Origin of the sequence: Cobetia sp. BMC6 (assembly GCF_029991385.1) — a bacterium.
In the GTDB taxonomy this organism is placed as follows: Bacteria; Pseudomonadota; Gammaproteobacteria; order Pseudomonadales; family Halomonadaceae; genus Cobetia.
The window spans coordinates 25178-38283 of record NZ_JAKUMF010000001.1 but is presented as its reverse complement, the minus strand read 5'-3'; the positions used below and the strand labels follow the sequence as shown (position 1 = coordinate 38283).

Here is a 13106-nt window from a genome sequence, read left to right as displayed (position 1 = left end):
CTCCGAGTGAAGAAATTTTTTGTCAAACGTTTCGACGAACAGCGATATCGAAACCAGTGGCGCTCTTCAGTGTGGGCACGACCTTCTGAGTGGGTCGCATCTCCGATAGGCCTGTCGTGACCGGGTCTTGCCGGCCGTCAATCTCGACGCGCATCCTGCGCCAAAGCAGGGCACAAGATGCAGTCATTTGGCGTGAAAGATACCGCAAACACCCCCGCGTGCCAATTCAGGGCAGCAAGACTCATCGGGCAGGTGCAACGCTTGGCTGCCCCGCGGCAGCACTGGCCTCATGCGCCTTGCGGTCGGGACTCATGCGCCAGACTGAGCCGCCCTCGACAGCCGTGATGTAGTAAAACTACCAACGCGCCCCGCCACTGGGCGTTTCCTGCTCGGCGACGCCGCATGATGCTGCAACGCACCATCGCGAGGCGCCTGCGACCTTAGTCCTGAATGCCGCCCAGCAGGCGATCGAAGTAAGCCCAATCGAAGGCTGGACCTGGATCCGTCTTGCGCAACGGCGCAATCCGCGCATGCGAGGTGATGCGCTCGCGTGTCAGCGCGGGATAGCTCGCCATCAGGCCGGCCACGGTGCGTGCCAGGGTGCGGTACTGGACATCGCGATAGGGATGCACCTCATCGCCTTCGAGCTCGATGCCGATGGTGAAGTCATTGAGCTCGACACGTTCACGCTGACCGTCATGCCAGCGCGAGCGACCGGCGTGCCAGGCACGACGATCGAAGGGCACGAACTGTACCAGGCGACCGTCGCGCTGGATCAGCACATGCGCCGAGACACGCAACTGATGGATACCGGCAAAGTAGGGATGGGCGCCGGGGTCGAGCTGGTTAGTGAACAGCTGCTCGATGGCCGGGCCACCGAAGCGTCCGGGCGGCAGGCTGATGGAATGCAGCACCAGCGCCGAGACTTCTCCCTCGGGACGAGCATTGTGATTGGGAGACGGCACCTGACGGGCGCTCTCCAGCCAGTGCTCGGGGGTGACCGCCAGACGCGTCAGGTGGCCCGACCGCGGGGAAGAGGACAAGGGGGGCATCGAAGACTCCAGACGGGAAGGTCGTCGCACGCGGGGACTGACCGCTCGCGTGGCTTTTCCTATAATGGCGCACATTATGGCATGCTCGGCAGCCACGGGTCTGTGCCACTGTCCTGGCACACGGACAGACCCCGGCTCCGGCAGCACTCTTCGTACAAGGATCAGACGCGCATGAACTTCCACGACGCCCTCGCCGAGGATATCCGTACCAGCGCCGCCCGCCTGCTCGCCGAGGATGTCGGCGGTGGCGATATCACCGCCGAATTGATTCCGGAGCGCCAATGGGCCAAGGCGCGTGTGATCAGCCGTGAACCGGCCATCCTGTGCGGTGTGCCCTGGGTCGATGAGCTGTTTCGTCGCCTCGATCCGCGCGTCAGCCTCAAGTGGCTGGCCAGCGACGGCGATCGCCTCGAGGCCGACGCGCCCTTCCTGGAGCTGGAAGGCCCGGCACGCTCGCTGCTGACCGGCGAGCGTGCGGCGCTCAACCTGCTGCAGACACTCTCCGGCACCGCGACCCGCGCCAACCACTATGCCTCGCTGGTCGAGGGCAGTGGCGTGCGCCTGCTCGATACCCGCAAGACCCTGCCGGGCATGCGGGTCGCCCAGAAGTACGCCGTCAGCTGCGGCGGCGGCCACAATCATCGCATCGGCCTCTATGACGCCTTCCTGATCAAGGAAAACCATATCGCTGCCTGTGGCAGCATCGCGGCGGCGGTACGTGAGGCGCGCGACATCGCTTCCGACGTCACCTGTGAAGTGGAAGTCGAGAATTTCGAGGAACTGGCCCAGGCGCTGGATGCCGGAGCCGACGTCATCATGCTCGACAACTTCGACAACGATCAGCTCATCGAGGCCGTGGCGCGCAACAAGGCGCATGCCAAGCCGGCCGTGCTGGAAGCCTCCGGCAACGTCAGCGAAGCGACCCTGCCGGGTATCGCCGCCACGGGCGTGGATTGCATCTCGATCGGCGCGCTGACCAAGGATGTGACCTCAATCGACCTGTCGATGCGCATCTACACTGTCGAGACCCGCTAGCCAACGACAGGTGAATGCCTTCCTGCTGGCCAGCTCCTGTCCTGCAGAAGTCGCCGCTGACGGCGATCCATCTGTCACGACGCATTGCCATGCCGCCAGGGAGGCGTCCCATGTCCCCGCCATCTCCTCATCAGCATCCGCCTGAAGCCCCCAGGGCATCAGGCGGATGCTGGCAGACGCGCCGCTGGAATCTCTACGCGCCGATCTACGACCGTGTGGCCGCCCGCATCCTGCGCTCCGCGCGGCGCGAGGCCATCGCGACTCTCGATATCCAGGCGGGCTCCCGCGTGCTGCTGCTCGGCGGCGGCACCGGGCTCGACCTGCCCTTCCTGTCCCGCGACATCGAACTCGAGGTGATCGACGCCTCCCCCGCCATGCTGCGCCGCTGTCGCGAGCGCGCCGAGACGCTGGGCTTCGATGCCAACGTCAAGCCAGGCGACGCCATGGCGCTCGACTTCCCCGATGGCTATTTCGATGTCGTCATCGCCCACCTGATCATCGCCGTGGTGCCCCGACCCCAGCGCGCCTTCGATGAAGCGCTGCGCGTGCTGGCCAGTGATGGCGAGCTGTCACTGCTCGACAAGGGCCTGCGCGGCAATCGCCCGGCCGGGCGGCTGCGGCGCCTGCTCAATCCACTGGCCCGGCTGGTGGCGACCAATCTCAATGTGCCGCTGGACAACCTGCTGGAGGGCCATGCGGTGCAACGACTCGAGGACCGCGACCTCGGCCCCGGCGGGGCGTTGCGCCACATGCACCTGCGCAAGATCTGATCTGCACCGCCACTCCCCCCTTGCATTGCGCGTCCGGCATCGCCACGCAATGAGCACACCCGGATGACGAAAGCGACAAGGCTCATGGCATCGGCCTGGGCTCTCCTCGCCGTCGCTCCCTGCAAGGAGGTTTGCATGCAGATTGATCTACACGGCCGCAGCGCCATCATCAGTGGTTCCACTGCCGGTATCGGCTTTGCCATCGCCACAGGGCTTGCCCGTGCAGGCGCCAGCGTCACCTTGACCGGCCGCACCCAGGCGCGCGTCGATGAGGCCGTCGCCAGCCTCAGAGACAAGGCGCCGGGCAGCGAGGTACAAGGCGTGGCCGCCGACCTGGGCACACGCGAAGGCTGTGACACGCTGATCCGCGCCGTGCCGGACACCGATATCCTGATCAACAATGTCGGCATCTTCGCCCCGCAGGATTTCTTCGACACCGACGACGACACCTGGGAGCAGTTCTTCCAGATCAACGTGATGTCAGCAGTGCGCCTGTCCCGCCACTATGCGCGCGGCATGAAGGAGCGTGACTGGGGCCGCATCCAGTTCTTGTCCAGCGAATCGGCGCTCAACATTCCCGGCGAGATGGTCCACTACGGCATGACCAAGTCGGCGGTGCAGTCCGTCTCGCGCGGGCTCGCCAAGGTGCTGTCCGGCACCCAGGTGACCGTCAATGCCATCCTGCCGGGGCCGACCCGCTCCGAAGGCGTACTCGAGATGCTCAAGAAGAATGCCGAGGAGCAAGGCAGGACGCTTGAGGAAGTCGAGGCCGACTTCGTCAAGCAGGCCCGCCCGACCTCCATCCTGCAGCGCCTGGCAAGCCCCGAGGAAGTCGCCAACATGAGCGTCTACGCTGCCTCCGAGCAGGCCAGCGCCACCACCGGCGCTGCCCTGCGTGTGGAAGGCGGTATCGTCGACACCATGGCGTGATCGATCTGATCACGCGGCATGACTGACACCATGCCAGACGCGACACCATGTCAGACGCGACACCATGCCAGACACAAGACGCCCCCGCCGGATGACCGGCGGGGGCGTCTTCATTTCCGATATCACCATGACGCACGCGTCACTCGTCGAGGCGTTTCTCGAAGCGCTCGCGCTTGAGGCAGACATCGTTGAGCTTGACGTGCTCAAGCCCCAGGCTGTGCCAGCCACGGCGGGCCAGGCCCGGCGACAGTGTCAGACTGGCCTCCAGGCTCATCACGCGCACCTTGCGCTCGCGCAGGTCGCGCTCGGCCGCCGCCAGCAACTGGCTGCCGATGCCCTGCCCCATCAGACTCGGATAGACGTAAAGCATCTCGATTCGCGCCAGCGGCCATTCGGGGGCGTACTCGCAGAAGCCGATACAGCGGCCATCACGCTCCGCGACCAGCACCTCGAAGCGATGCTGACGCGCGGCCCAGCGTTCGGCGTCGCGCGGGACACGCGCGGCCCACTGCTGCCGCTGCTCAAGATCATAGTGTCCGGCAGCCCCCTGCATGACGGCCTGGTAGAACACCTCGGCCTGATCCGCGGCATGCTGCGGCTGCGCCGCCACGATATGAACACGCTCCCTGGCCACTTCACGGCTATCGGTCTGGCTGTGCAATCGTTCGTCCTCCTTGTGTCCTCGAACGAGGACGCTGTATTCATGAAAAACCTGACAGGCTCACGGCTGACACCTGTCACTGAAGCGTCCTGTTCAGCCGCTGAAGGACACCTCATCGAAGCGGCTGGCCCGGGGGTGATCTCCCGTGACCATGTCCGGTTCTCGCACCAGCTGCCAGGTATGGAAGCCGGCGGCAGCGGCGGCGTCCAGCTCGGCGACGACATCCGACAGGAACAGGATCTCCGCGCCCGGGATCCCCAGCTGACCGGCGATGCGGCGATAGCTCTCGGCTTCCTGCTTGGGGCCCGTGGTGGTGTCGAAGTAGCCGGCAAACAGCGGAGTCAGATCGCCGACATCGGAATGCCCGAACAGCAGCTTCTGGGCCTGGATGGAACCTGAAGAGTAGACATACAAGGACAGGCCACGTTCCTTCCAGTCACGCAATCCCTTCACGGCATCGGGATAGACATGGCCGGTGAAGTCACCGTCCGCGTAGCCCTGTGCCCAGACCATGCCCTGCAGCGCCTTGAGCGGCGTGGCCTTGCGGTCGGCATCGATCCAGCCTTCCAGGATGGCGATCACGGCCTCGAGATCGGCCTTCGGTGCCTCGGCCAGCTCGCGGGTGGCGGCCAGCTGCTCGGCGACGTCCTCACGCTCGGCGTTGGCACGCACGAAATCGCCCAGATTGGCGCGCGCATAGGGGAACAGCACCTGATGCACGAAGCGAATCGAGCCGGTCGTGCCCTCGATGTCGGTGACGATGGCGCGAATCATGCGGACTCCTGGGAATGCGGGGCTGCGGTCTGGGTAAAGTGCTCGGCCAGCGCTTCATGACGCGGGAAGCGGGCGGCGATGTCATTGTTGGTGAAGTTGGCGATCCAGCCTTCCGGATTGGTGAACAGGCGGATGGCGGTGAAGTCCGGCGTCGGCCCCATGTCAAACCAGTGCGGCGTACCGGCCGGTACAGCGATCAGGTCATCCTTCTCGCAACCGACCGCCAGCACGCGCTCGCCCAGATGCAAGTAGAAGATGCCGCTGCCGCGCACGAAGAAGCGCACCTCATGCTCCGCGTGGCGGTGCTCATCGAGGAACTTGCCGCGCAGGGCGTCGCGGTCAGGGTGATCCGGCGTCAGGCCGATCACGTCGGCGGTGACGAAACCGTTCTCGGACTTGAGACGCGCGACATCGTCGGCGTAGGCCGCCAGCACCTGGGTCTGGTCGGTGGGATCACTCATCTCGCAGCCCGCCGTCCAGCGCTCGAAGCGAATGCCTTCGGCCTCGAGTTCGCTGGCGATCTGCGCGCCATCATTGGTGATCAACTGCGGACGCGAGGCGTCCTGCTCGGCGTAGATGGCCAGAAAGCTCATCGCTGTCTCCTCAGTTCCAGTTCACACCCCATCAGGAAATCGAGCGCTTCGACATGGCGGCGACAGGCCGTCATGCTGCTGGCCCAGGTGTAAAGGCCATGGCCGCGGATCAGGTAGCCGTGCAGACCGGCATCGGCGGCCAGCCGGGCGCGCACATCCAGCGCCAGCGCCTCGATATCCTGAGTATTGTCGAAGACGGCCAGACGTACCGCCGTCTCATGACTCTTGACGCCTTCCAGCGCCTTGTTGAGTTCGAAACCCTCCAGGCTCAGGGTGTCGCCCTCATGGCACAGCGACAGCACGGTGGCGGCCCTGGAGTGGGTATGCAGAATCGCCTGCGCGTGGGGCAGGTCTTCATAGAGCTGGCCATGCAGGCGCGCCTCGTCAGAGGCCTTGCGGGAAGTGCCCTGCAGCCTGACGGCAAAATCGCTGACCAGAATGTCGCCACTGGTCAGGCGGCCCTTATGGCAGCCCGAGGCGGTGACCGCCATCAGACGATCACTGAGACGACAGGAGAAGTTGCCACCGGTGGCCGGTACCTGCCCGGCAGCGTCCAGCGCCTGACCGGCCTCGATCAACTGTTGGCTCGCCAGTGCAAGGCGGTCGAGGTCCAGTGTCGACGGCAGGCCGTCGGCAGCGGCAATGGCGATAGGGTCTGACATGATCAAAGTTGCCCTCAAGAGTCGCGCGGAGCCTTCACGCCCCGTCGCCAGCATCACGATTCAGCGCCATGCGGCGCTGCTCTCGCGGCAGACTACACAAGCCGACCCAGTGAGACCAGTCATGCCGTGCGACGACGGGCATGGCATCATGGCGGCCTGGAATGTCACACGACATTCTGCGCCATCATCACTTCAGCCTCTGCCACGGTCTTGCCATGTCCTCTTCCGATCAGCCCGCCAGCCCCCAACCGACCGCCGACACGGCCGAGCGCCCGATGAGCGACACCGCACTGGCCAGACGCCTGCCGCTGCTGCCCCCTCATCTGCGTGAGCAGGCCACGGCACTGGGTCAACAGGCCATGCAGCCGGTGGGCATCATCGAAAGCTGCTACCCGGACAAGTTCGGCATTCCCCGCCAGCCGGGACTGGCGCGCCACGCCACCGCCATCCTGCACCTGCTGCCACCCTTCGATGACCCGGACTGCGTGCGCGACATCGAGGGTTTCAGCCATCTGTGGATCCATTTCCTGTTCCACGCCAGCCCCACACGCTGGACGCCCTTGATCCGCCCGCCGCGCCTGGGGGGCAACGCACGCACTGGCGTCTTCGCCTCACGCAGCACCCATCGCCCCAACCGACTGGGACAATCGGTGGTCGAACTGGCAGATGTCGAGACGGTGGCCAATACCACACCGGATGGCGGGCAGTCGGGCAAGCGCAACGGCGTGCGCCTGCTGCTGCGCGGTCACGACCTGCTCGATGGCACGCCGGTGATGGACATCAAGCCGTATCTGCCGTGGGTCGATGCGGTGCCCGAGGCGCGCGCCGGCTACGCGCCTGCGCCACCGCCGCGCCACGCCGTCGTCCTCAGCGCCCAGGCCGAGCAGACACTGGCAACGCGGGCCGACAGCGCCACGCTGCGCGCGCTGATCGAGGAAGTGCTCGCCCAGGACCCGCGCCCCGCCTATCACGCCGCCAGGCCCGCCGATGGCAAGCGCCAGTATGGCGTGAGGCTGGTGGACGTGGATGTGCGCTTCACGGCCCGCACACAACCCGATGGCTCCTTGACGATGGAGGTCGCGGCCATCGTGGCCGTCTGATCAACCCCCTGCGCGGACTAGAGCAGCGCCTTGTCCTGGGGGGCAACGCCTTGCATGGTGCGGATCGCAGGATTGCCCGCGCCAGATCAAGACAATGCCAGATTGGATTGGCGAACCGTCACGAGACCCGACCATACTGGGCGTGCGTTCCTTCATCTCCACTCGTTTCACCGGGAGTCCGCCGAATGAGTATCCGTCTGCTTGCCTTTGCCGCCAGTACCCGCAAGGCCTCCGTCAATCGACGCCTGATCGAGCGCCTGGCGCACCACGCCCGGCAGGAAGGTGCCGAGGTCAGCCTGCTCGATCTCAACGACTTCCCGATGCCGCTCTACGATGGCGACAGCGAAGAGGCCAATGGCCGTCCCGCCAGCGCCGACCGCCTGCAGGAGATGCTGGCCAGCCATCAGGGGCTGTTGCTGGCGACACCGGAATACAACGGCTTCTTCAGCCCGCTGCTCAAGAACACCTTCGACTGGTTGTCACGCCCGGCGGCGGATGGCCAGAGCGGCATGGATGCCCTGCGCGGCATGCCGGTCGGCATCGTCTCGGCCTCACCCGGCGCCATGGGCGGCATGCGCGCACTGCCCTTCGTGCGCCTGTACCTGAACAATCTCGGCATGCTGGTCGCGCCCCAGCAGATCGCGGTCTCGCGTGCCGCCAGCGCCTTCCACGAGGATGGCAGCCTGGATGACGAAGGCCAGGACCACGCCCTCGCGGCTGTCGCACGCCAGGTGATCGATCTGGCCAGCCTGCGCGCGTCGTAAGCGGCCCCCGTTCATGGCGCCTTCCTGATTGACGCCCGAACAACAGGAACGGCCCCCTGCCGATGGCAGGGGGCCGTTCCTTGATGCGCTGTCTGCGTGACGTCGGAACCTCAGGGCCCCTGTCTGTCACCCAAGCTCAGGCTCAGGCCGAGAAATCGATACCGATACGGCGACCGACTTCCTCGTAGGCTTCGATCACGCCGCCCAGGCCCTGACGGAAGCGGTCCTTGTCGAGCTTCTCGCGCGTCTCGGCATCCCACAGACGACAGCCGTCCGGCGAGAATTCGTCGCCCAGCACGACCTCACCCTTGAAGACGCCGAACTCGAGCTTGTAGTCGACCAGCAGGATGCCGCCGTCGAGGAACAGCTGCTTGAGGATGTCGTTGACCTGGAAGGTCAGTTCCTTGGCGCGCGCCAGGTGCTTGGGCTCTGCCCAGCCGAAGGTCTCGACCAGCGACTCGTTGATCATCGGGTCGCCCTTCTCGTCGTTCTTGAGGAACAGCTCGAAGGTCGGAGGATTGAGCTCGAGGCCTTCCTCGACACCCAGACGACGCACCAGTGAACCGGCGGAGATGTTACGCACCACGCACTCCACCGCCATCATGTCGAGACGCTTGACCAGGCACTCGTTGTCGCTGACCAGACGCTCGAAGTGGGTCGGGATACCGGCCGCCTTGAGTTTCTCCATGATGAAGGCATTGAACTTGTTGTTGACCATGCCCTTGCGGTCGAGCTGCTCGATACGCTTGCCGTCGAAGGCGCTGGTATCGTCGCGGAATTCCAGCAGCAGAAGATCCGGGTCGTCAGTGACGAAGACAGATTTGGCCTTGCCAGCGTAGAGCTCTTCACGCTTTTCCATGAGATTCCCCCTGATGACGCTAGACGCGTCGAGTGTTGAGGCGGTCGACGATGAATCGATCACGCTTGAGTCTGTCATGCCCAGTCGAGAGGGACTGTGGCGTTGGTGTATGACGTGATTCGAGAGCTGTCCATCTGGTCAGCTCATCCAGAATCACGAACGCCCGATCGCGAAGCGACCGGGCGTCATGAAAATCAGGCGATGGCCTGCCAGCCAAAGCCGCTGTCCTGCGCGGCGATGATCAGGCGACTATCGTCATCCGCAAGCCAGGGGGCCAGTGCTTCCCGGGCCAATGACGGATGATTGTTGCTCTCCGACAGGTGCGAGGCCACCAGCCGCTGCAGGCGCGACAGCCCCAGATAGGGCAAGGCGGCGCACGCCTGGGCATTGGCCAGATGGCCGAGCCGACCTCCGACCCGCCGCTTGAGGCTGGGCGGATACGGCCCGCTGGCCAGCATCTGCGGATCGTGGTTGAACTCCATCACCAGCGCATCGCAATCGGCAAAGCACTGCAGCACATGCTCACTGACATGGCCGAGATCGGTCAGCACGCCGAGGCGACGCGCGGCCGTCTCACCGCGCCGATTGAACACGAACTGCACCGGCTCGCGCGCATCGTGGGGCACCGTGACCGGCAGAATCTCGAGATCCTTGATCGCGAATTCCTGCTGCGGCGTGATCAGATGGCGACTCGGCAACGTGCCCAGCTTCTTCGCGCGCCCGGCAAGCCAGGTGCCAGTGGTCAGATGCACCGGCACAGCGTGGCGACGCGCCAACGGCCCCACGCCGCTCAGATGATCACCATGTTCATGGGTGACCAGCACGGCGTCCAGCTGCGAGGGATGCACGCCAAGGCGCGCCAGACGGGCCTCGGTCTCCTTGAGGGTGAAGCCGCAATCGACCAGCACCAATGCCTCGCGGGTGCGGATCAACGTGCCGTTGCCCTTGCTGCCGCTGCCCAGCGAAGCCATCGCCATCACGCCTTGAGCATCGTCACTCGGCCCACGGGCGGCCGTCAGGCCATCCGCCAGCGCCCCAGTGCCTGCTACCGGGAGGGAGATCTGAAACGACGCAGCCGCCTCACCCGACGAGTCGTCAGATGAGGCGGCGCAAGGCGTATCGAGCCACATGCTCAGCGCAGTGTCGACGCCACGGCGTCGAGCAGCTCACGCGCCAGTGCCGGCGTGGTCTCTTCACCATCGGCACGGGTCGCCGTGACCAGGGTGTGGTCATTCTCGGCGCGCAGCTTGAGTATCATCGGCACCGGATCACCATCGCCCCCGATACCCAACCAGCCGCCATCACGCTCTTCACGCGGGATGTAATCGACCATGAACTCGCCACGCGAGCGGTCCTGATCGGTCAGCGTCTGGTAGTCGGTGTTGAAGTTCTTCTGCAGCTGATAGAGCAGCTCGGCCCAGCTGCGCTCGATGTCCAGCGCCAGATCGACCTGCCAGGTGCCATCGCGGCCTTCCAGGCGCACGCGGTCATCACGACTGAGCGACTGGGCTGCCAGCGAGACACCGCTATCGGCGGAAGACGCGGCCAGATAGCCGCTCAGCGCGTTCAGGCAGCTGCCGGCGACATCGCCGCCCTGCTGACAACGCACTTCGGAGGCATCGGCACGCAGCCCCTGGCTGACGCTGATGATGCCCTGGGCCGTGGTGATCTCGCCCTTGCCGGCATCGATGCTCTGCACATCGAGGCCCTGGTCGCGCACGAAGGACTGCAGGCGTGTCCACACCGCTGCCGGCGCGGCGTTCACGGCCAGCCAGCGGGCATCGCCGCTCTGACGCATGGCGACGAACTCTCGCCCGCCCTGCTCGCTGGTCGCCAGCGGCTGGGGACGCGGTGCCTCGAAGTCGTCGCTGGCCAGGAAGTCACTGCTGGCCTGAGGTACCGGCATGGAATCCTGGTAATCACCACGATTGATCGTGTCCGGCAGCTCCAGCGGCGGTGCGATGCTGGCATCGGCATACTCGCTGTTGCGATCGTAGTAGTAGCCATCACTGGAACAGCCTGCGACCGCGAGCGCCGTCAGCAGGGCCAGTGGCACGAAACGCTGACTCATCAGTTGAGCACCTCGGCCAGTTGCAGTGCTTCCTCGACCGTGGAGTGATACTGCTCGGACAGCCAGGTCAGCGGCAGACGCACGCCGGATTCCGGCGACAGGCCCATGCGATGCATGGCGAACTTGACCGGAATCGGGTTGGACTCGACGCCCATCGCGGAGTGCAGCGGCATCAGGCGCGTGTTGATCTGGTGGGCACGCTCGGCATCGCCGGCCACGGCGGCTTCACACATCTCGTGCATCAGGCGCGGCGCGACGTTGGCCGTCACGGAGATATCGCCGTGGCCGCCCATCAGGATGAAGTCGCAGGCCGTGGGGTCATCGCCGGAGTAGAGCGCGAAGTCAGTGCCCTTGAGGCGGTCGATCAGTTCCTGACCACGCTCCAGGTTGCCGGTGGCATCCTTCAAGCCGACGATGTTGTCGAGCTCGGCGAGGCGGAAGACCGTCTCGTTGTAGATATCAGAGCAGGTACGACCCGGCACGTTGTAGAGAATGACCGGAATACCGGCCTGCTCGGCGACGGCCTTGAAGTGCTGGTAGAGCCCTTCCTGGGTCGGCTTGTTGTAGTACGGCGCCACGGAGAGGCAGTAATCCGCACCGACTTCCTTGGCGTAGCGAGCCAGCTCGACCGCTTCGGAGGTGGCGTTGGCGCCCGTGCCGGCGATGACCGGAATCTTGCCGGCGACCGTCTCGACCACACAGCGGATGACATCGAAGTGCTCCGCGAAGGACATGGTGGTCGGCTCGCCGGTAGTGCCGGCGGCGACGATGGCATCGGTGCCATTTTCGAGGTGGAAGGCGACCAGCTGGCGCAGGGCGTCCCAGTCGATCTCGCCGGTGGCCTTCATCGGGGTCGCCAGTGCGACAATGCTACCTGTGATCATCCCTCGAATTCTCCTCTGGTGCCTGATGCGCCAGGCGTGCCCCTGCGCTGTTGAAACAACGGATCCCGGGACAGACATCTGACATAGATTTGGTTGACGCAGGACTCTGATTGCGTGGGCACGCCGACACGCGAGTCGCGTCAAGGGTGATGATGTTACAAAGACCATCGAAGCCTGTACAGACGCCATCTGCACCGGTTGTGCAAAGCGGTGGATTCCCTCGCCTGTTCAAGGGGCGGATGCACGGTGGATGGGCGCGATGGCACCGGTCGCCAAGACGGTGAAACACAAGAGTTCTGCCCCGTCTTTGACAAGTCAGGACGCCCTGCGTGTAATGCAGGACACACCGCAGAAGCGGGCAAGCGCGATGCCCATCACTGCCGGTTTTTTTCATCATTCAGCACTGTCAGCCGCCACATGGCCGTCAGTCATCGCCAGGAGAGCACGATGAGCGTCAGCCTCGGTCAGCCAATTCCCGACTTTACCGCCCAGGCCACCAGTGACACCGAAGTCACTCCGGCCAGCCTCAAGGGCAAGCAAGCCGTCATCTATTTCTACCCGAAGGACCACACGCCGGGCTGTACCACCGAAGGCGGTGACTTCCGCGACAACCTCGAGGCATTCGAAGCGGCCAACACCGTGATTCTCGGCGTTTCCCGCGACAGCCTGCGCACCCACGAGAACTTCCGCGCGAAACAGGGCTACCCGTTCGAGCTGATCAGCGACCCGGACGAGACCCTGTGCAAGATCTTTGACGTCATTCACATGAAGAAATTCATGGGCAAGGAAAGTCTCGGCGTGGTGCGCTCCACCTTCCTGATCGACGCCGACGGCAATCTGGCGCGCGAATGGCGTGGCGTGAAGGTCAAGGGCCATGTCGAGGAAGTGCTGGAAGCCGCTCGCGAGCTCAACGCTGACCGCTAGTGTCGAGTGGCAGCAGCTCGAGTGGCA

15 protein-coding genes are annotated in these 13106 nt (G+C 64.8%); 6 read left to right on the top strand and 9 right to left on the bottom strand.

The window, feature by feature from the left end; all coding sequences use genetic code 11:
* Positions 1-440: 440 nt before the first annotated feature.
* Positions 441-1052, bottom strand: coding sequence for a 1,6-anhydro-N-acetylmuramyl-L-alanine amidase AmpD (gene ampD, locus MKZ40_RS00180; RefSeq protein ID WP_175089104.1), 612 nt, complete (start codon positions 1050-1052; stop codon positions 441-443).
* 171 nt (positions 1053-1223) lie between these two features.
* On the opposite strand from ampD, the gene nadC reads away from it, so the two are divergent.
* From nadC to MKZ40_RS00165, 3 genes are all read left to right on the top strand, one after another.
* Positions 1224-2087, top strand: a complete 864-nt coding sequence (gene nadC, locus MKZ40_RS00175; RefSeq protein ID WP_175089103.1) for a carboxylating nicotinate-nucleotide diphosphorylase — start codon at positions 1224-1226, stop codon at positions 2085-2087.
* 110 nt (positions 2088-2197) lie between these two features.
* Positions 2198-2857 (top strand): class I SAM-dependent methyltransferase, encoded by a 660-nt coding sequence (locus tag MKZ40_RS00170; protein ID WP_175089102.1) that lies wholly within the window; start codon positions 2198-2200, stop codon positions 2855-2857.
* Between the two features lie 135 nt (positions 2858-2992).
* Positions 2993-3787 (top strand): SDR family oxidoreductase, encoded by a 795-nt coding sequence (locus MKZ40_RS00165; protein ID WP_175089101.1) that lies wholly within the window; start codon positions 2993-2995, stop codon positions 3785-3787.
* Positions 3788-3926: 139 nt separating this feature from the next.
* On the opposite strand, the gene MKZ40_RS00160 is transcribed toward MKZ40_RS00165, so the two are convergent.
* From MKZ40_RS00160 to MKZ40_RS00145, 4 genes are all read right to left on the bottom strand, one after another.
* Positions 3927-4448, bottom strand: a complete 522-nt coding sequence (locus MKZ40_RS00160; RefSeq protein ID WP_254627044.1) for a GNAT family N-acetyltransferase — start codon at positions 4446-4448, stop codon at positions 3927-3929.
* 93 nt (positions 4449-4541) lie between these two features.
* Positions 4542-5222, bottom strand: a complete 681-nt coding sequence (mtnC, locus tag MKZ40_RS00155; protein WP_107335985.1) for an acireductone synthase — start codon at positions 5220-5222, stop codon at positions 4542-4544.
* Positions 5219-5815 (bottom strand): cupin, encoded by a 597-nt coding sequence (locus tag MKZ40_RS00150; protein ID WP_175089100.1) that lies wholly within the window; start codon positions 5813-5815, stop codon positions 5219-5221. The genes mtnC and MKZ40_RS00150 overlap by 4 nt, the downstream gene beginning before the upstream one ends.
* Positions 5812-6477, bottom strand: coding sequence for a methylthioribulose 1-phosphate dehydratase (locus MKZ40_RS00145; protein WP_175089099.1), 666 nt, complete (start codon positions 6475-6477; stop codon positions 5812-5814). Before MKZ40_RS00145 ends, MKZ40_RS00150 begins: the two co-directional genes overlap by 4 nt.
* A gap of 359 nt (positions 6478-6836) precedes the next feature.
* Between MKZ40_RS00145 and tsaA the strand changes: the two genes are divergently transcribed.
* Positions 6837-7577 carry a tRNA (N6-threonylcarbamoyladenosine(37)-N6)-methyltransferase TrmO gene (tsaA, locus tag MKZ40_RS00140; protein WP_175089290.1) on the top strand — a complete coding sequence of 247 codons (741 nt, stop codon included), beginning with the start codon at positions 6837-6839 and terminating at the stop codon, positions 7575-7577.
* A 185-nt stretch (positions 7578-7762) separates the two neighbouring features.
* Positions 7763-8341, top strand: a complete 579-nt coding sequence (locus MKZ40_RS00135; RefSeq protein WP_043333775.1) for an NAD(P)H-dependent oxidoreductase — start codon at positions 7763-7765, stop codon at positions 8339-8341.
* A 142-nt stretch (positions 8342-8483) separates the two neighbouring features.
* On the opposite strand, the gene purC is transcribed toward MKZ40_RS00135, so the two are convergent.
* From purC to dapA, 4 genes are all read right to left on the bottom strand, one after another.
* Positions 8484-9200 (bottom strand): phosphoribosylaminoimidazolesuccinocarboxamide synthase, encoded by a 717-nt coding sequence (gene purC / locus MKZ40_RS00130; RefSeq protein ID WP_175089098.1) that lies wholly within the window; start codon positions 9198-9200, stop codon positions 8484-8486.
* Between the two features lie 194 nt (positions 9201-9394).
* Positions 9395-10177, bottom strand: a complete 783-nt coding sequence (locus tag MKZ40_RS00125) for an MBL fold metallo-hydrolase (protein ID WP_175089097.1) — start codon at positions 10175-10177, stop codon at positions 9395-9397.
* 155 nt (positions 10178-10332) lie between these two features.
* Positions 10333-11271: a hypothetical protein gene (locus MKZ40_RS00120; protein ID WP_175089096.1), complete on the bottom strand. Its 939-nt coding sequence runs from the start codon at positions 11269-11271 to the stop codon at positions 10333-10335.
* On the bottom strand, positions 11271-12155 hold the full coding sequence (dapA, locus tag MKZ40_RS00115) for a 4-hydroxy-tetrahydrodipicolinate synthase (protein ID WP_043336386.1): 885 nt from the start codon (positions 12153-12155) through the stop codon (positions 11271-11273). Before dapA ends, MKZ40_RS00120 begins: the two co-directional genes overlap by 1 nt.
* 447 nt (positions 12156-12602) lie before the next feature.
* On the opposite strand from dapA, the gene MKZ40_RS00110 reads away from it, so the two are divergent.
* On the top strand, positions 12603-13079 hold the full coding sequence (locus MKZ40_RS00110) for a peroxiredoxin (protein ID WP_175089095.1): 477 nt from the start codon (positions 12603-12605) through the stop codon (positions 13077-13079).
* Positions 13080-13106 lie beyond the last annotated feature (27 nt).

Excerpts from the sequence above, each read along its gene's own strand:
- ampD (WP_175089104.1), bottom strand. The coding sequence starts at position 1,052 with ATGCCCCCCTTGTCCTCTTCCCCGCGGTCGGGCCACCTGACGCGTCTG.
- nadC (WP_175089103.1), top strand. The coding sequence starts at position 1,224 with ATGAACTTCCACGACGCCCTCGCCGAGGATATCCGTACCAGCGCCGCC.
- MKZ40_RS00170 (WP_175089102.1), top strand. The coding sequence starts at position 2,198 with ATGTCCCCGCCATCTCCTCATCAGCATCCGCCTGAAGCCCCCAGGGCA.
- MKZ40_RS00165 (WP_175089101.1), top strand. The coding sequence starts at position 2,993 with ATGCAGATTGATCTACACGGCCGCAGCGCCATCATCAGTGGTTCCACT.
- mtnC (WP_107335985.1), bottom strand. The coding sequence starts at position 5,222 with ATGATTCGCGCCATCGTCACCGACATCGAGGGCACGACCGGCTCGATT.
- MKZ40_RS00150 (WP_175089100.1), bottom strand. The coding sequence starts at position 5,815 with ATGAGCTTTCTGGCCATCTACGCCGAGCAGGACGCCTCGCGTCCGCAG.
- MKZ40_RS00145 (WP_175089099.1), bottom strand. The coding sequence starts at position 6,477 with ATGTCAGACCCTATCGCCATTGCCGCTGCCGACGGCCTGCCGTCGACA.
- tsaA (WP_175089290.1), top strand. The coding sequence starts at position 6,837 with ATGCAGCCGGTGGGCATCATCGAAAGCTGCTACCCGGACAAGTTCGGC.
- MKZ40_RS00135 (WP_043333775.1), top strand. The coding sequence starts at position 7,763 with ATGAGTATCCGTCTGCTTGCCTTTGCCGCCAGTACCCGCAAGGCCTCC.
- purC (WP_175089098.1), bottom strand. The coding sequence starts at position 9,200 with ATGGAAAAGCGTGAAGAGCTCTACGCTGGCAAGGCCAAATCTGTCTTC.
- MKZ40_RS00125 (WP_175089097.1), bottom strand. The coding sequence starts at position 10,177 with ATGGCGATGGCTTCGCTGGGCAGCGGCAGCAAGGGCAACGGCACGTTG.
- MKZ40_RS00120 (WP_175089096.1), bottom strand. The coding sequence starts at position 11,271 with ATGAGTCAGCGTTTCGTGCCACTGGCCCTGCTGACGGCGCTCGCGGTC.
- dapA (WP_043336386.1), bottom strand. The coding sequence starts at position 12,155 with ATGATCACAGGTAGCATTGTCGCACTGGCGACCCCGATGAAGGCCACC.
- MKZ40_RS00110 (WP_175089095.1), top strand. The coding sequence starts at position 12,603 with ATGAGCGTCAGCCTCGGTCAGCCAATTCCCGACTTTACCGCCCAGGCC.